The 16,397-nt window shown below is 71.3% G+C and carries 12 protein-coding genes; 6 read left to right on the top strand and 6 right to left on the bottom strand.

Annotated elements, in window-relative coordinates; genetic code table 11:
• Nucleotide 1 precedes the first annotated feature (1 nt).
• Nucleotides 2-799 (bottom strand): AraC family transcriptional regulator, encoded by a 798-nt coding sequence (locus AB0A90_RS08790; protein WP_357243907.1) that lies wholly within the window; start codon nucleotides 797-799, stop codon nucleotides 2-4.
• Nucleotides 800-830: 31 nt separating this feature from the next.
• Here AB0A90_RS08790 and AB0A90_RS08795 point away from each other — a divergent pair, with 31 nt between their 5' ends.
• On the top strand, nucleotides 831-1,427 hold the full coding sequence (locus AB0A90_RS08795) for a TIGR03086 family metal-binding protein (protein ID WP_357243910.1): 597 nt from the start codon (nucleotides 831-833) through the stop codon (nucleotides 1,425-1,427).
• 136 nt (nucleotides 1,428-1,563) lie between these two features.
• Here the strand turns inward: AB0A90_RS08795 and AB0A90_RS08800 are convergent, their stop codons facing one another.
• Together AB0A90_RS08800 and AB0A90_RS08805 are read right to left on the bottom strand one after the other, a co-directional pair.
• A complete protein-coding gene (locus tag AB0A90_RS08800) occupies nucleotides 1,564-1,749 on the bottom strand; it encodes a hypothetical protein (RefSeq protein ID WP_357243913.1) in 186 nt (61 codons plus the stop codon).
• A gap of 188 nt (nucleotides 1,750-1,937) precedes the next feature.
• Nucleotides 1,938-4,034 (bottom strand): S9 family peptidase, encoded by a 2,097-nt coding sequence (locus tag AB0A90_RS08805; protein WP_357243916.1) that lies wholly within the window; start codon nucleotides 4,032-4,034, stop codon nucleotides 1,938-1,940.
• Nucleotides 4,035-4,130: 96 nt separating this feature from the next.
• Between AB0A90_RS08805 and AB0A90_RS08810 the strand changes: the two genes are divergently transcribed.
• Nucleotides 4,131-5,489, top strand: coding sequence for an FAD-binding oxidoreductase (locus tag AB0A90_RS08810; protein ID WP_357243919.1), 1,359 nt, complete (start codon nucleotides 4,131-4,133; stop codon nucleotides 5,487-5,489).
• A gap of 16 nt (nucleotides 5,490-5,505) precedes the next feature.
• Here AB0A90_RS08810 and AB0A90_RS08815 read toward each other — a convergent pair whose 3' ends face one another.
• Complete coding sequence (locus AB0A90_RS08815) at nucleotides 5,506-5,910, bottom strand: hypothetical protein (protein ID WP_357243922.1); 405 nt, start codon at nucleotides 5,908-5,910, stop codon at nucleotides 5,506-5,508.
• A 50-nt stretch (nucleotides 5,911-5,960) separates the two neighbouring features.
• Entirely contained in the window at nucleotides 5,961-8,015 is a 2,055-nt protein-coding gene (locus tag AB0A90_RS08820) for a SpoIIE family protein phosphatase (protein ID WP_357243925.1), read from the bottom strand.
• Between the two features lie 295 nt (nucleotides 8,016-8,310).
• Here AB0A90_RS08820 and AB0A90_RS08825 point away from each other — a divergent pair, with 295 nt between their 5' ends.
• Nucleotides 8,311-12,678, top strand: coding sequence for a HAMP domain-containing protein (locus AB0A90_RS08825; protein ID WP_357244114.1), 4,368 nt, complete (start codon nucleotides 8,311-8,313; stop codon nucleotides 12,676-12,678).
• On the top strand, nucleotides 12,675-13,229 hold the full coding sequence (locus AB0A90_RS08830; RefSeq protein ID WP_357243928.1) for a response regulator: 555 nt from the start codon (nucleotides 12,675-12,677) through the stop codon (nucleotides 13,227-13,229). Before AB0A90_RS08825 ends, AB0A90_RS08830 begins: the two co-directional genes overlap by 4 nt.
• Nucleotides 13,230-13,232: 3 nt before the next feature.
• On the opposite strand, the gene AB0A90_RS08835 is transcribed toward AB0A90_RS08830, so the two are convergent.
• On the bottom strand, nucleotides 13,233-13,730 hold the full coding sequence (locus AB0A90_RS08835; RefSeq protein ID WP_357243931.1) for a MarR family transcriptional regulator: 498 nt from the start codon (nucleotides 13,728-13,730) through the stop codon (nucleotides 13,233-13,235).
• Between the two features lie 93 nt (nucleotides 13,731-13,823).
• Here AB0A90_RS08835 and AB0A90_RS08840 point away from each other — a divergent pair, with 93 nt between their 5' ends.
• Together AB0A90_RS08840 and AB0A90_RS08845 are read left to right on the top strand one after the other, a co-directional pair.
• Nucleotides 13,824-14,720: an ABC transporter ATP-binding protein gene (locus AB0A90_RS08840; protein WP_357243934.1), complete on the top strand. Its 897-nt coding sequence runs from the start codon at nucleotides 13,824-13,826 to the stop codon at nucleotides 14,718-14,720.
• Nucleotides 14,717-16,330, top strand: coding sequence for an ABC transporter permease (locus AB0A90_RS08845; protein ID WP_357243937.1), 1,614 nt, complete (start codon nucleotides 14,717-14,719; stop codon nucleotides 16,328-16,330). Before AB0A90_RS08840 ends, AB0A90_RS08845 begins: the two co-directional genes overlap by 4 nt.
• Nucleotides 16,331-16,397: the final 67 nt, after the last annotated feature.

Below are 16,397 nucleotides of genomic sequence, written 5' to 3' on the forward strand. Positions count from 1 at the left end.
TTCAGTGCACCGAGCGGGCGTACGCGGCGGGGGACACCCCGGCCACGGCGGTGAAGTCCCGGACCAGGTGAGCCTGATCGCTGTAGCCGAGGTCGGCGGCGAGATCCGCCCAGCTCAACGGGCCGCCGGCGGCCTGTTCGACGGCCTCCTGAAGTCGGTAGCGGCGGATCACCCACTTCGGCCCGACCCCTACGTACTCCAGGAAGAGTCGCTGCAACCGGCGAACCGGAAGGTCGTGCCGCGCGGCGAAGTCGCCGACCCGCAGCACGGTCCGGTCGGCGCGGATCGCCTCGGCCAGCCGGACGGCCTCCTCGGCCATCGGGTCCGGCTCCGGGTCCCAGGCGGTGAGCAGGGCGTCCAACGCGCGGCAGCGCTCGTCGTCGGTGGCGGCGCACACCCCGTCGTGGGGTACCGCCAGCCGACCAGCGGGCAGCGGCACCCGGCGGCCGGTCAGTTCGCTGACCGGCCGACGCCAGAACGGGTGGAACCCACCCGGGCGGAACTGCACCCCGCACACCCGGCCGGTGCCGGTGAGCGTGATCCGGAACAGGTCGCGGCCCACCCCGGCCACCTCGCCGCACTCGGGCATCTCACCGTCCCGCCGGAACACCACGTTCACCGCCGGATGTGGCACGACACGCTGCTCGAACGGTGCGCTCAACGCCCAGTCGATCAGCCAGTAGTGCTCCACCCAGGGGCGGAGCGACTCCGCCGGCAGGCGTCGACGGAACCGCACCTCGCGCAGCATGCGCCCGGGGTCGAGGATCCCCCGGCTGTCGCCACGCGGTCGGTGTCGCATTTATTCAAGACCACCCTCATACGCTGGCCCTATGACCACTCAGACTAGCGACCTGCTGGCGGCTGCCGCGCCGCGAACCGTCGCGGTGGTGCGCGGCATCGCCGACGACCAGTTCGATCTGCCCACCCCGTGCCGCGACTACCTGGTCCGCGATCTCCTCAACCACCTGTTCGAGGTGGTGGTCAACTTTCAGGACCTGGCCACCAAGCGGCAGGTGGAATGGGCCGACAAGCCCGACCACCTGACCGACGGCTGGCGGGACCGGTTCAAGACGGAGACCGACAAGTTGATCGGAGCCTGGTCGGACCCGTCGACCCTGGAGGGTGTGTCGCCGGGCATGGGCCTGCCGCAGACCGTCATCGGCGGTATGGCTCTGCTGGACCTGACCGTGCACGGTTGGGACCTCGCCGTCGCCACCGGTCAGCCGTACCAGCCGGCCCCGGAGGCGGTGGCCGAGCTGCACGGACTGGTCGAGCAGTTGGGCCCGACGGCCCGCAAGATGGGCGTCTTCGCCGACCCACCGCCCACCCCGGTCGCGACCCCAGCCACCGCCCAGGCCCCGCCCCCCGACCTGGCCCGCCTCCTGACCCAAACCGGCCGCACCCCCACCTGGCCCCCCACCCCGTAACCCCACCCCCCGCCGGCCCCATCCACCCCGGTCGATCATGAGGTTATTGCGCGTCCGCGCGGCGTGTCGTGGCGATAACTCCATGATCAACGGGCGGAAGGCGGAAGGGGCCTGAGTTGCCGCGCGGTTGGCGCGGTCAGGCGGTGAGTAGTCCAGAGGAGAGTGCGATCAGCGTGCCGACCACAGCCGAGCAGCAGCAGACCAGGAGGCCGGCGACCACCGCGAGGATCAACCAGACCCGGCGGTCCCGCGCCATCGCGGCGAAGCTCGGCCGGCGGACGTCCTCGGCAGGGCCGCCGTCACCATCCGTGGTCCCGGTCACCCCGGAAGTCTAGGCCGCGACATCCGCCCCGAGCGGAAAGGCCAGGTCGCGCGGCGTTCACAGACACGTGATCCATTCCTGATCGCGCTCGATCGCGGAAGTAGTGGTCTCCCCGAGCCGCCGAGGGGACTACTTCCACGATCGAGCGCTTATCGTGCGTACCGGGCCGCACCGGTGTGATCGGCGGGTCAGGCGCGACCGATGCGGTCCAGGATCCAGGCGTTGATGAACGCCTCCTCGCGCCAGGAGTCGTAGCGGCCGCTCGGACCGCCGTGCCCGGCACCCATCTCGGTCTTGAGGAGGTAGTCGCCGTCCGGGGCGACCGCCCGCAGCCGGGCGATCCACTTCGCCGGCTCCGAGTAGAGCACCCGGGTGTCGTTGAGGCTGGTCACCGCGAGGATCGCCGGGTAGTCCACCGCGGTGACGTTCTCGTACGGCGTGTAGGACTTCATGTACGCGTACACCTCGGGGTCCTCAAGCGGGTTGCCCCACTCCTCCCATTCGGTGACGGTCAACGGCAGCGACGGGTCGAGGATCGACGTGAGCGCGTCCACGAACGGCACCTGCGCGACGATGCCGGTGAACGCGTCAGGTGCCAGGTTGGCCACCGCGCCCATCAACAGGCCGCCGGCCGAGGCTCCGCGGGCGACCAGCCGGTCGCTGGCCGTCCAGCCGGACTTGACCAGGTGCCGGGCGCAGGCGACGAAGTCGGTGAAGGTGTTCTTCTTGGCCAGCAGCTTGCCCTGGTCGTACCAGCGTCGGCCCATCTCGCCGCCGCCCCGGGTGTGCGCCACCGCGAAGACCACGCCCCGGTCCAAGAGCGACAGCCGGGCCACCGAGAACCACGGGTCCATGCTGGCCTCGTACGAGCCGTAGCCGTACAGCTCACAGGGTGCCGAGCCGTCCCGGGGGGTGCCGACCCGGCAGACCAGCGAGATCGGCACTCGGGTGCCGTCGTCGGCGAGTGCCCAGTCCCGGTGCTGCTCGTACTCGGCCGGGTCGTACGGCCGTCCGTCCGGGCCGGGCAGCACCGGCTTCTGCTTGCGCAGCACCATCTGCCTGGTGACCAGGTCGTAGTCGTACACGGAGTCGGGCGTGACAAGCGAGGAGTAGCGCAGGCGGACCTGTCCGGTGCGGTACTCCGGGTTGGCGTCGAGACCGACGCTGTACAGCGGCTCGGGGAAGTCGATGTCGTACGAGTCGTCGCTGCCCACCGGCAGCACCCGCAGGCCGGTGAGCCCGTCGGTGCGCAGTGACACGACCAGGTGGTTGGCGAAGGCGTCCACGGCCTCCAGCCGGGTGCCGGGGGTGTGTTCGATCACCGGCACCCAGTCGCCCGGCGCGTCCGCCGAGGTGAACGCCAGCGCGAAGTCCTCCGCGCCGTCGTTGTGCAGGATCAGGAAACGGTGGCCGTGGTGCTCCACCGCGTACTCGACGCCCTGCCGGCGGGGAGCGATGACGGCCGGCGCGCCGGTCGGGTTGCCGGCGGGGATCACCAGGACTTCGCTCGTCACCTTGCTGTGGATGTCGATCAGGATGAACTTCTCCGACCGGGTCAGCTCCACACCCACCCAGAACCGCTCGTCGTCCTCCTGGTGGACCACCACGTCGTCCCCGGCTGCGGATCCGACGGTGTGCCGCCAGACCCGGTTGGGCCGCCAGGCGTCGTCCACCGTCACGTAGAACAGCACCGACGCGTCGGCCGACCAGGCGGTGCCGTAGAACGTGTCCGGTACCTCGTCGGGCAGCACCTCGCCGCTGGACAGGTCCTTCACGCGCAGGGTGAACCGCTCGTCGCCGGAGAAGTCGGTGGAGTAGGCCAACCAGCGACCGTCCGGGCTGACGTCGAACGCGCCCAGCGAGAAGAAGTCGTGCCCCTCGGCGAGCAGGTTGCCGTCGAGCAGCACCTCCTCGCCGTCGAGCGGGGCACCGTCGGTGCTGACCGGAGGCTCGATCTCGCCGTCGCGGACCGCGCGCCGGCACTGCACCCCGTACTGCTGTCCCTCGACGGTCCGGGTGTAGTACCAGTGCCCGCCCTTGCGGGTCGGCACGGACAGGTCGGTTTCCCTGGTGCGTCGGCGGGTCTCCTCGAACAGTGCCTCGCGGAGCGCGGCCAGGTGCGCCGTGCGCGCGTCGGTGTACTCGTTCTCGGCGGTCAGGTAGGCGATCGTCTCCGGGTCGTCCTTGGCGGCGAGCCAGGCGTACTCGTCGACGACGGTGTCGCCGTGGTGCCTGCGCTCGCTGGGCACCCGCTTCGCCGCGGGCGGGGCAGTCTCGGTGGTCACGGCGGCCACGTTACCGGTCGGCGCCCGCGGTGAGCCGAACCAGCGGCATCCCGATCGGCATCACTCCGGCTTTCGAACACATGTACGATAGCCGGCATGGCGGCAGCAGCAAGTTCCCTCGGCCGGTCCGGCGCTCTCGAGATCACCCGACGACTGGCGGCGATCTGCGGTCCGCCGTTCTCCCGGCTGGGGGGTGCGGCCGACGAGGTGGCGGGGCGGCGGGCGCGCTGGGTGGCGGTGCCGGGCGGCCCGCACGCCGCCGCCGAGGTGCTGCGGTTGGCTGCCGCGCACGACCTGGCGGTGGTGCCCCGGGGAGCCGGCACGAAGATCGACTGGGGTGCCACGCCCGTGCAGGTCGACATCATGCTCGACACCGGCCGGCTGGCCGGCATCGGTCACGAGCCGGTTGGCGCGCCGGTGGCCGAGGTGGGTGCCGGCACCCCGCTGCGGGCGGTGCAGTCCACGCTGGAGCGCACCGGGCAGCGGCTGGCGATGGACGCCCCGTCACCGGGCGCGACCCTCGGCGGGGTGCTCGCCGCCGGTGAGGCCGGTCCGCTGCGCCACCGCCACGGCAGCCCCTGCGACCAACTGCTCGGTCTCCGTTACCTCTCCGCCGACGGCGAGTTGGTCAGCGCCGGTGGCGGCGAGCCGGGCCTCGACCTGGCCCGGCTGCTCTGCGGCTCGCAGGGCGCGCTCGGTGTGCTGGTCTCGGCGAGTCTGCGGGTGCAGCCGATGCCGGCGAGCCGGCTCTGGGTGTCGCGGCCGGTGTGGACGCCGCTGGAGGTGCACGAGCTGATCCGGACGATCCTCGCCGCCCGACTGGAGCCGGCGGCCGTCGAGCTGGACCTGCCGGGAGCCACCCCCCGACCACGTACGCCGTACCCGCCCGGCCACCCGTCCGCGGCGGCTCGGGAGCGCCATCCGTCGATGTCCGGGCGGTCCGATGTCCCGTCCCGGGCGGGCAGCCTGGTGGTGCTGCTGGAGGGCGGGCCGGCCGACGTCACCGAGCGCGCCGAGCGGCTGGTCGGCCTGCTGCACGGGGAGGCGACGATCGCCCACTCCGCGCCGACGTGGTGGCGTCGCTACCCGTTCGCGCCCGGCGACACGGCGCTGCGCCTGGAGGTGCCGATCGGCGACCTGCACGCCGCCGTCTACGCGCTCCGCGACGCGGCCGGCGCGCCGGTGCCGGTGCGCGGGTCCGCCGGGCTGGGCGTGGTGCACGCGGCACTGCCCGGAGCGTTGGCCCCCGACCGGGTGGCGTCCATCCTGGCCGCCGTCCGGGGGGTGCTGCTGGCCCGGCAGGGCCGCTGTGTGGTGGTCTCCGCTCCGGCGGCGGTCCGCCAGGCCGTCGACCTCTGGGGCGAGTTGGCCGGTCTGGCCCAACTGCGCGCCGCCAAGGAGCACCTCGATCCGGACCACCGGCTCGCCCCTGGGCGCCTCCCCGGCGGTCTGTGAGACCCGCCCGGGCCGGTCAGTCCATCCACCAGCTGTGCATGTCCAGCAGCGGCGGGGTAAGCCGGACCACCAGCACCAGCAGGGTGCCCGCCGCGCCGGCCAGCAGCAGCGTTCGGGTTACCCGGGGGAGACTCTCCCGCTCTCGGACTGCCCTGATCACCGCGACGATCGCCAGCGGCGGCCCGACCACCGCTCCCACCAGGTAGAGCATCGCCAGCACGCCGTGGACCCAGTAGGACAGCATGTCCTTCGGGTCGTACGCGCCGCTCAGCATCTCGGCCGGGCCGACGCCGGAGGCCGCCATCCGACCCAGGTAGAGCAGCAGCACGGCGAGGAACGCGCCGATGGCCACCAGTTGCGCGCCGATCAGGGCGCGGACCGTTGGCCGGGAGTACGACATGTCCTGCGCGACACTCGACATGGCCGTCAATCTACCGAGCGTGCCCCGGAATCGTGGGCCGCACGTGCCGGTCAGGTCGCGTCGTTGCGGAGCACCAGGATGGCGATGTCGTCCCGGGGCGGCTCCACCGAGAAGTTGATCGCGGCGGAGCGCAGCCGGGCGGCCACCACGTCCGCCGAGTATCCGGCCAGGGGCGCAGCCGCGTCCCGCAGTCGGTCGGTGCCGAACAGTTCCCGGCCGCGCCGTCGTTCGGTGACGCCATCGGTGTAGAAGATCAGTGAGTCACCCGGCGCGAGCGTGATCTTCGCCGTCGGCGAGGTGATCGTGTCGAGCAGGCCGAGCGCGGTCCCGCTGGTGCCGACGAACCCCGCGCCACCCGTGGCGGCCAGCAGCACCGGCTGGTCGTGCCCGGCCAGATGCAGCGACACGTCCAACTGGCCGCCCTGGCCCGGCCCCACGGCCGCCAGCGCCAACGTGCAGTATCGTCCGCCACCCCGCTCGACGAGCGTCTCGTTGAGCCGCGCCAACGCCTCCGGTAACGGCTTGCCGTCGCCCACCAGCACCCGGATCACGTCCCGGACCAGCCCGGTCACCGCGGCGGCCTGGACGCCCTTGCCCGAGACGTCACCGATCACCACCAGCCACCGTCCGTCGGGCAGCGGTACCACGTCGTAGAAGTCGCCTCCCACCTCGGCGTCGTCGCCGGTGGGCACGTACTCGGCGGCGAAGCCGATCCCGTCCACGAGCGGCAGCACCGGCGGCAGCAGCGACTGCTGGAGCGTCTGCGCCACCCGGCGACGTTCGGCGTGGATCCGGGCGTTCTCGATGGCCAGCGCGGCCCGCCGGGCCACGTCCTCCAACACGGCCACCTCGTCCGGATCGTGCCGGTGCCGCTGGTGCCGGCCCACCGCCAGGGTCCCGAGCCGCTGCCCCCGCGCGATCAGCGGGACCGCGAAACCCTCCATCGGCCCGCCGAGGGGAATCTGCGCCGCGCTGCGGGACGCCTCACGCAGGCGGGCCTGGATGGAATCCGGCCCGGTCTCGGCCAGCACCTTGTGCAGTTGCGGCAGCATCGACTCGTCGGCGTGGCTGGCCGCCGCGAGCCGGAGCCGGCCCCACTCGTCGGCGGTGTGCACCGCGCACCACTGGCCGAGCCGGGGAACCACCAGCTGCGGAACCAGGGCCATGGTCAGGTCCACGTCCAACGACTGGGCGAGCAGCTCACTCGCCTCGGCCAGGAACGTCAACCACACCTGCCGTCGAACGTCGGCCCGGCGCAGCCGGTCGTTCTCCAGGTGCAGCGACAGCCGCTCGGCGGTGAGCACCGCCAACGGCCGGGCGTACGCCGACGGCGCGGCGTCCAACTCCAGCTCCCCGGCGTACGGGCGGTGCACCGTCAGCGGCACCCGGAGCAGTTCGCTGCCGGGGCGGGGTGGCCGGCCGAAGCGGGCCAACACCTGGCGCCCCTGCCCGTCGCCCCGGTCCAGGCGGATCGTGCCGCCGGCCGCTCCCACCATCTCGGCGACCCGGCTGAGCAGGCTGGTGGCGAAGTCGGGCAGCGGATCGTCCGCGTACAGGTCGGGGGCGGTTTGCATGAGTTCGCTCATCGCGCTGGCGCTCGGCGCGGATTTGTCGGTGCTCACCCAGGGGTCGCCACCGGTGGTGCCCTCGGTCTGCGGGTCGGCGCCGGGGCGGTCCAGCCGGAACCAGACACCCTTGCCGGTGGGCAGGTACGTGGTGCCCCAGCGGCTGGCGAAGTGATCGACCAGGAGCAGACCTCGGCCCCGTTCGGAGACCTCGTCGATCTCCGTGAAGTCGTTGCGGGCGCCGACGGTCAGCTCGTCGCCGGAGCCGGGGGCGAAGTCGGAGACGGTGACGGTCAGCCCGACCTGGTCGGCGACGACCTCGATGTCCAACTCGGTGCGGGCGTGCTCGACGGCGTTCGTGGTCAGCTCGGTGGTGAGCAGCAGGGCCTCGTTGACCAGTTCGTCCAGGTGTGACTCGGTCAACACGGAGCGGACCACGGCGCGGGCGGCGGCCGGCGTACGGCGGTCGGCGGGCAGGCGCACGCGCCGGGTCGCCCCGCCCCGGGCCCCGGCCGTCGCGGGCCCCGCCTCGGCTGACACCCTCGTATCCTCCACCGTTCCCCCGTCGGGTGCCAAGCCGATCTTCAGTCGCGCGTCGCCCGTCCCCCCATCGGAGGGGAGAGCTGATTGCCCATGCCGCGCCCCGGTGCGGCTTGTTGAGCCGCTCTGCGAGGTCTGCGAAGCCACGGGCCAGTCTCGTCCCGATCGGGCGGATCGGGCGGCGGTCGGGGCCACCTGGCGGGTCGCGCACCCTGGCACCACGGCGCGCGCGGGCACAATATGGGGTGCCGGTGTGTCCGTACGGACCGGCAGCCCCCGAGTGGAGCGAGGAATGATGACCACGGCGAAGCAGTCGGTGGCGGATCCGTCCGCGCCCGACCACGAGGCGCTCCTCGGTGAGTTGACCGAGGCACTGCGACGGATCGGTCGGGGCGACCTGAAGGTGCGGCTTCCCCGCCGCGCCGGCGCGGCCGGTGAGGTGGCGGACGCCTTCAACGAGGTGGTCTCGCTCCAGGAGCGGCAGTACCTGGACCTGCGGCGGATCAGCCGGATCGTCGGTCGCGACGGCCGGCTCACCGAGCGGCTCGACGACGAGGGGCTGGACGGCTCCTGGGCGGAGGGGCAGCGGGCCATCAACTCGCTGATCGACGACCTGGGCCGACCGACCACCGAGATCGCCCGGGTCATCGTGGCGGTCGCGGACGGCGACCTGTCCCAGCACATGGCGTTGGAGATCGACGGCCGGCCGTTGCGCGGTGAGTACCTGCGCATCGGGCGCACCGTGAACACGATGGTCGACCAGTTGTCCTCGTTCTCGAACGAGGTGACCCGGGTGGCCCGTGAGGTGGGCACCGAGGGCAAGCTGGGTGGTCAGGCCGACGTTCGGGGCGTCGCCGGCACCTGGAAGGACCTCACCGACTCGGTGAACACCATGGCGTCGAACCTCACCGGCCAGGTGCGGTCGATCTCGCAGGTGGCGACGGCGGTGGCCAAGGGCGACCTGTCGCAGAAGATCACGGTGGGCGCGCGCGGTGAGGTCGCCGAGTTGGCCGCCACGATGAACTACCTCACCGACACGCTGCGGCTCTTCGCCGAGCAGGTGACCCGGGTGGCCCGCGAGGTGGGCACCGAGGGCAAGTTGGGCGGCCAGGCCGAGGTGCCGAACGTGGCCGGCACCTGGAAGGACCTGACCGACAGCGTCAACTCGATGGCGTCGAACCTGACCGCCCAGGTCCGCAACATCGCCCAGGTCTCCACGGCGGTGGCGCGCGGTGACCTGTCGCAGAAGATCACGGTCGCGGCGCAGGGCGAGATCCTGGAGCTGAAGGACACCGTCAACACGATGGTGGACCAGTTGTCGTCGTTCGCCGACGAGGTGACGCGGGTGGCCCGTGAGGTGGGCATCGAGGGCAAGCTGGGCGGCCAGGCGCAGGTGCGCGGGGTCTCCGGCACCTGGCGCGACCTCACCGAGAACGTCAACCAGTTGGCCGGCAACCTGACCAGCCAGGTCCGGAACATCTCCCAGGTCTCCACCGCCGTGGCGAAGGGCGACCTGTCGCAGAAGATCACCGTCGACGCCCAGGGCGAGATCCTGGAGCTGAAGAACACCGTCAACACGATGGTGGACCAGTTGTCGTCGTTCGCCGACGAGGTGACGCGGGTGGCCCGCGAGGTGGGCACCGAGGGCAACCTGGGTGGTCAGGCCCAGGTCAAGGGCGTCAGCGGTACGTGGCGCGACCTGACCGACAACGTGAACTCGATGGCGTCGAACCTGACCAGCCAGGTCCGCAACATCGCCTCGGTGACGACGGCGGTGGCGAAGGGCGACCTGTCGCAGAAGATCACGGTGGACGCGCGGGGCGAGATCCTGGAGCTGAAGTCGACTGTCAACACGATGGTGGATCAGCTGTCGTCGTTCGCCGACGAGGTGACGCGGGTGGCCCGTGAGGTGGGCACCGAGGGCAAGCTGGGCGGCCAGGCCCAGGTGCGCGGGGTCGCCGGCACCTGGCGGGACCTGACCGACAACGTGAACTCGATGGCGTCGAACCTGACCGCCCAGGTCCGCAACATCGCCCAGGTCTCCACGGCGGTGGCGAAGGGCGACCTGTCGCAGAAGATCACGGTGGACGCCCGGGGCGAGATCCTGGAGCTGAAGTCGACTGTCAACACGATGGTGGATCAGCTCTCGTCGTTCGCCGACGAGGTGACGCGGGTGGCCCGCGAGGTGGGCACGGAAGGCAAGCTGGGCGGCCAGGCCCAGGTCAAGGGCGTCAGCGGTACGTGGCGGGACCTCACCGACAACGTCAACTCGATGGCGTCGAACCTGACCAGCCAGGTCCGCAACATCGCCTCGGTGACCACGGCAGTGGCGAAGGGTGACCTGAGCCAGAAGATCACGGTGGACGCCCAGGGCGAGATCCTGGAGCTGAAGTCGACTGTCAACACGATGGTGGACCAGCTCTCGTCGTTCGCCGACGAGGTGACCCGGGTGGCCCGCGAGGTCGGCATCGAGGGCAAGCTCGGCGGCCAGGCGCAGGTGAAGGGCGTGTCCGGCACCTGGCGGGACCTGACCGAGAACGTCAACCAGCTCGCCTCGACGCTGACCACGCAGCTGCGGGCCATCGCCCAGGTGTCCACCTCGGTGACCCGGGGTGACCTGACCCAGCGGATCGCCGTCAAGGCGCAGGGCGAGGTCGCCGAGCTGAAGGACAACATCAACCAGATGATCGTCACCCTCCGGGAGACGACCAAGAAGAACGCCGAGCAGGGCTGGTTGGACTCCAACCTGGCGCGGATCGGCGGCCTGTTGCAGGGCCAGCGCGATCTCGGCGAGGTCTGCCGCATGATCATGATGGAGGTGACCCCGCTCGTCGACGCCCAGCTCGGTGCCTTCTTCCTGGCCGACGACACCGACGGCAGCATGCGGCTGCGGCTGACCTCGTCGTACGGGTACGTGGCACGGGGCAACGACGTCACCTTCGGGCCGGGCGAGGGGCTGGTCGGGCAGACCGCGCTGTCCCGCCGCACGATCCGGGTCAGCGCCTCTCCGAACAGCCGGCTCACCCTGCGGTCCGGGCTGGCCGAGACACCTCCGTCCGACCTGGTGGTGCTCCCCGTGCTGTTCGAGGGTGAGCTGCTCGGCGTGATCGAGTTCGCGAGCGTGTCGGCCTTCTCCGGTCTGCACCTCGCGTTCCTGGAGCGGCTGGTGCTGACCATCGGCATCGCGGTCAACACCATCCAGGCCAACCGTCGTACGGAGGAGCTGCTGGCCCAGTCGCAGCGGCTGGCGCACGAGATGCAGGAGCAGTCGGCGGAGTTGCAGCGCACCAACGCCGAGTTGGAGGAGAAGGCGACTCTGCTCTCCGAGCAGAAGGGCAACATCGAGACGAAGAACCGGGAGATCGAGCTGGCGCGGCTGGGCCTGGAGGAGAAGGCGCAGCAGTTGACTCGGGCCTCGGCCTACAAGTCCGAGTTCCTGGCCAACATGAGCCACGAGCTGCGTACGCCGCTGAACTCGCTGCTGCTGCTGGCTCGCCTGCTGGCGGAGAACTCGGAGCAGAACCTCAGTCCGAAGCAGATCGAGTTCGCCCGGACCATCCACGGCTCCGGCTCGGACCTGCTGCGCCTGATCGACGACATCCTCGACCTGTCCAAGATCGAGGCGGGCCGGATGGACGTCGAGCCGACCGAGATCCGCTTCGCCGAGCTGCGCGGCTACGTCGAGCAGGCGTTCGCGCCGCAGGCCGAGGAGAAGAACCTGGACTTCCAGGTACGGGTGAGCAAGGATCTGCCGCCAGCGCTGGTGACCGATGCGCAGCGGTTGCAGCAGATCCTGCGCAACCTGCTCTCCAACGCGGTGAAGTTCACCGACAACGGCGCGGTGACGTTGCGGATCGCCCCGGCGGCGGAGAACGCGGTCTTCGACGTACCGGCGTTGACGAACGCTCAGCAGGTGATCGCGTTCACCGTGATCGACACCGGGATCGGTATCTCCGACGACAAGTTGTCGATCATCTTCGAGGCGTTCCAGCAGGCCGACGGCACGACCAGTCGCCGCTACGGCGGCACCGGCCTGGGCCTGTCGATCAGCCGCGACCTGGCTCGGTTGATCGGCGGCACGATCACCGTGTCGTCCGCTCCCGGTCAGGGCTCGACCTTCACCCTGTTCGTACCGCAGGTGTTGGCCCCGGATGCCGTGGTCGCGCCCCAGCTTCCGTCGCCACAGCGCGCCGGCCTGCCGTCGTCGCTGCTGATGCCGCCGCTGGAGTTGTTGCCGGAGCGGCCGGAGGCGCCGGTCACCCGTCAGCTGGATGGTGCCACGGTGCTGATCGTGGACGACGACGTCCGCAACGTCTTCGCCTTGACCAGCGCATTGGAGCTGCACGGGATGACCGTGCTGTACTCGGACAACGGGGCGGACGGTGTCCGCCTGTTGGCCGAGCATCCGGAGGTGGACATCGTGCTGATGGACGCCATGATGCCGGACCAGGACGGCTACGAGACCACCCGCCAGATTCGCCGCAACCATCGGTTCGCTGATCTGCCGGTGGTGTTCCTGACCGCGAAGGCCATGCCGGGTGACCGGGAGTCGGCGCTCGCGGCCGGCGGCAGCGACTACATCACCAAGCCGGTCGACCTGGATGACCTGATCGAGTTGATGTCGTCGTGGATCAACGGCAGTCGGACCGAGGAGACTTCGTGACCCAGATCGCCAAGGCGCTGCTCGTGGACGACCGGCGGCAGAATCTGACGGCCCTGGAGGCGATCCTCCAGGGGCTGCCGGTCCAGTCCGTGGCGGTGGAGAGCGGCGAGGCGGCGCTCAAGCAACTCCTGGTGGACGACTTCGCGGTGATCCTGCTGGACGCGCAGATGCCGGACATGGACGGGTTCGAGACGGCGAGCCACATCAAGCGCCGGGAGCGGACCCGGCACGTGCCGATCATCTTCCTGACCGCCGCGGACCGGGACGCCCAGCTCGCTCTCCGGGGCTACCAGGTGGGTGCGGTGGACTACCTGACCAAGCCGTTCGACCCGTGGGTGCTGCGGGCCAAGGTGTCGGTCTTCGTCGAGCTGTGGGTGAAGACCCGGCAGTTGGCCACCCAGTCGGACCTGGTCCGGGAGCGCGACACGCAGTGGCGGCGGCTCACCGACGCGGTCGACGAGGCGACCACGCTGCTCCGCTCCGACGACGGGGAGGCCCGCGACCGGGCGGTACGCATGCTTGAGCAGGCCCGCTGGGGCAACACCGCCTGAGGTTCAGACCTCGCCGGGGCGGGTGTGGCCGGTGGCGGCCCGACGGATTCGCCACCGCTCGCCCAGCGAGTCGATTTCCTCCTGGACGAAGATGAAGAAGTCGCGCATCTCGGCCACGCGCTCACCGGCCGGCGTCTCCGGGCCGCCGAGGGCGACGACACCGCCCGCAGCCGCGTCGATGAACGTCTTGTAGATCGCGGTCTTGGTGATGGTCGCCTCGTACCAGGGGTCGTCCGGCATTCGGTAGCGGTCCCGGCGGGACCGGGGGACCGGCTCGCGGATCAGCATGCCGAACTGGGTGAGGTAGCGGACCGCGCCGCTGACCGCCGCCGCGCTGACCCCGAGCCGCTCGCCGATCTCCGCGGCGGTGAGGGGGTCGTCCGCGCTCATCACGGTGAACAGCACCCGGGCTGCCATTCGCGGGAAACCGACCTCGGCGAAGGTCAGGGCCATCCGCTCGACGAAGAGGTGGACCGGGTCGTGGCCGTCGCCGGTTGCCATGGTGGTCCCCTCCCGCATTGCCGATGTGACAGTCGATGCTGCCCAGATCTCACAGTCTTCACAACTTTGTGAAACGAGTGTAGCTTCCGATACATGGAAACTCCCATTGCGGTGTCCGGCTTGGTCAAGACCTTCGGCCGGACCCGGGCACTCGACGGTCTGGACCTGACCGTCCGCTCCGGCGAGGTGCACGGCTTCCTTGGCCCGAACGGCGCGGGCAAGTCGACAACCATCCGGGCACTACTCGGCCTGCTGCGGACGGACGCGGGGGCCGTCCGCCTGCTCGGCGGTGACCCGTGGCGCGACGCGGTGGCCCTGCACCGCCGGCTGGCGTACGTGCCGGGCGACGTGACGCTCTGGCCCAACCTCTCCGGCGGCGAGGTCATCGACCTGCTGGGCCGGATGCGTGGAGGGCTGGACCCGGCCCGCCGGGCCGAACTGCTGGACTCCTTCGAGCTGGACCCGCGCAAGAAGGGACGGGCCTACTCCAAGGGCAACCGGCAGAAGGTCGGCCTGGTGGCAGCCCTCGCCTCGGACGCCGAACTGCTCATCCTGGACGAGCCGACCTCCGGGCTGGACCCACTGATGGAGGAGGTGTTCCAACACTGGGTCCGCCGGACCAAGGCGGACGGTCGCACCGTGCTGCTCTCCAGCCACATCCTGGCCGAGGTGGAGGCGCTCTGCGACCGGGTGACGATCATCCGCAACGGCCGGGACGTGGAGACCGGCACCCTGACCGAGCTGCGCCACCTGCGCCGAACCTCGATCGACGCCGAGCTGACCGGCCCGGCGGACGCGTTGGGTCAACTCGACGGCGTCCACGACCTGCGGGTGGACGGGCACCGGGTGCGCTTCGACGTGGAGAACGCCGCACTGGACACCGCGCTGCGCCGGCTCACCGAGATTGGCGTACGGAGTCTGGTCAGCCAGCCGCCGACACTCGAGGAGCTGTTCCTGCGCCACTACCAGGCCGAGCAGGTGCGGTCATGACGGCCCTCACCGGGACGCGGCATCTCGTGCGCCTCATCCTGCGCCGGGACCGGGTGTTGCTGCCGGTCTGGATCCTGCCGTTGGCGCTGCTCCCGGCCAGCTACGCCAGCGCGTACGCCGAGCTGTACCCGACCGCCGCCGAGCGGGCCACGTACCTCGCCGGAACGGCGAGCAACCCCTCGATCGTCGCGCTGCTCGGCCCGGTGTACGGCGACAGCATCGGCGCGCTCACCGTCCAGCGCGCCGGCCTGCTGGCGTTGATCGCCGGGCTGATCAGCGTGCTCACCGTGGTCCGGCACACCCGGACCGAGGAGGAGGCCGGTCGGCGGGAGCTGCTCGGTGCGACAGTGCTGGGTCGGTACGCCGGGCTGACCGCCGCGCTGCTGGTGACGTACGCCGCGAATGTGCTGCTCGGCCTGCTCGCCGCCGGCGGCCTGGTCGCGGCCGGCCTGCCCGGCGCGGGTTCGGTGCTCTTCGGCGCTGGCGTGGCGCTCACCGGAGTGGCCTTCGCGACGGTCGGCGGGTTGGCCGCGCAGCTCACCGAGGGCGCGGGTGGGGCGCGTGGGCTCGGCCTGGGTGCGCTCGGGTTGGCCTTCGTGCTGCGGCTGGCTGGCGACGCCGGGGGGTCCGGCGGCGCCGGTGGGGACACCGAGTGGCTGAGCTGGCTCTCGCCGCTGGGCTGGTCGGCACGCAGCCGCGCCTACGCCGACGAGCGATGGTGGGTGCTGCTGCTACCGGTGCTGTTCAGCGTGGTGGTCGCGCTCGTCGCGTACCCCGTCTCGGTCCGCCGTGATCTCGGTGCGGGAGTGTTTCCCTCCCGGCTCGGTCCCGCCACCGCCGGTGCCGGCCTGGCTGGCCCGCTCGGGTTGGCCTGGCGGCTGCACCGGACCCAGCTGTTCGGCTGGACCGTCGGCTTCGGGCTGCTCGGCCTGGTGCTCGGCGGGGCGGCGGATGCCGCCGGGGAGGCGGTGCGGGGCAACCAGCAGGTGGCCGAGATCCTGTCCCGGCTGGGTGGCACGTCGGCGCTCGCCGAGGCGTACCTCGGTGGGACGTTGAGCCTGACCGCGCTGGCCGCCGCCGGGTACGGCATCCAGGCCGCGCTGCGGGTCCGGGCGGAGGAGACCGCCGGACGGGCCGAACCGCTGCTCGCGACGCCGGTGAGCCGGACCCGCTGGCTGGCGGCGCACCTGGTCTTCGCGCTGCTCGGCCCTGCGGTGGTGCTGGGCGTCGCCGGGCTCGCCACCGGGCTGGCCTACGGGCTCAGCACCTCCGACGTCGGCGGCGAGCTGCCGCGGTTGCTCGGTGCCGGGCTGGCCCAGGTGCCCGCGGCCTGGGTGCTGTCCGGGCTGGCGGCGCTGCTGGTCGGTTGGCTGCCCCGCCTGTCCGCGGGTGCCTGGGCGGTGCTCGCCGGCTGTCTGCTGCTCGGTCAGCTCGGTGCGGTGGTGGGGCTGGACCAGTGGGCGCTGGACATCTCCCCGTTCACCCACACCCCCCAGGTCCTCGGCGAGGACTGGCCGGCAACCCCGCTGGTCGTCCTGACGGCGGTAACGGCGGCCCTGCTGACGGCAGCCCTGCTGACCTTCCGCAGAAGAGACATCCCCACCCCCTGACCTCCCTTGACCTCGTCGATCACGAGGTTATTGCCATCCGCCTCCCGGCGTGTCGGCGCTATAACCC

The organism is Micromonospora sp. NPDC049204 (assembly GCF_040647935.1).
GTDB lineage: Bacteria > Actinomycetota > Actinomycetes > Mycobacteriales > Micromonosporaceae > Micromonospora.

Coding starts and splice junctions, on each gene's coding strand:
- AB0A90_RS08790 (WP_357243907.1), bottom strand. CDS start 799: ATGCGACACCGACCGCGTGGCGACAGCCGGGGGATCCTCGACCCCGGG.
- AB0A90_RS08795 (WP_357243910.1), top strand. CDS start 831: ATGACCACTCAGACTAGCGACCTGCTGGCGGCTGCCGCGCCGCGAACC.
- AB0A90_RS08810 (WP_357243919.1), top strand. CDS start 4,131: ATGGCGGCAGCAGCAAGTTCCCTCGGCCGGTCCGGCGCTCTCGAGATC.
- AB0A90_RS08815 (WP_357243922.1), bottom strand. CDS start 5,910: ATGTCGAGTGTCGCGCAGGACATGTCGTACTCCCGGCCAACGGTCCGC.
- AB0A90_RS08825 (WP_357244114.1), top strand. CDS start 8,311: ATGACCACGGCGAAGCAGTCGGTGGCGGATCCGTCCGCGCCCGACCAC.
- AB0A90_RS08835 (WP_357243931.1), bottom strand. CDS start 13,730: ATGGCAACCGGCGACGGCCACGACCCGGTCCACCTCTTCGTCGAGCGG.
- AB0A90_RS08840 (WP_357243934.1), top strand. CDS start 13,824: ATGGAAACTCCCATTGCGGTGTCCGGCTTGGTCAAGACCTTCGGCCGG.
- AB0A90_RS08845 (WP_357243937.1), top strand. CDS start 14,717: ATGACGGCCCTCACCGGGACGCGGCATCTCGTGCGCCTCATCCTGCGC.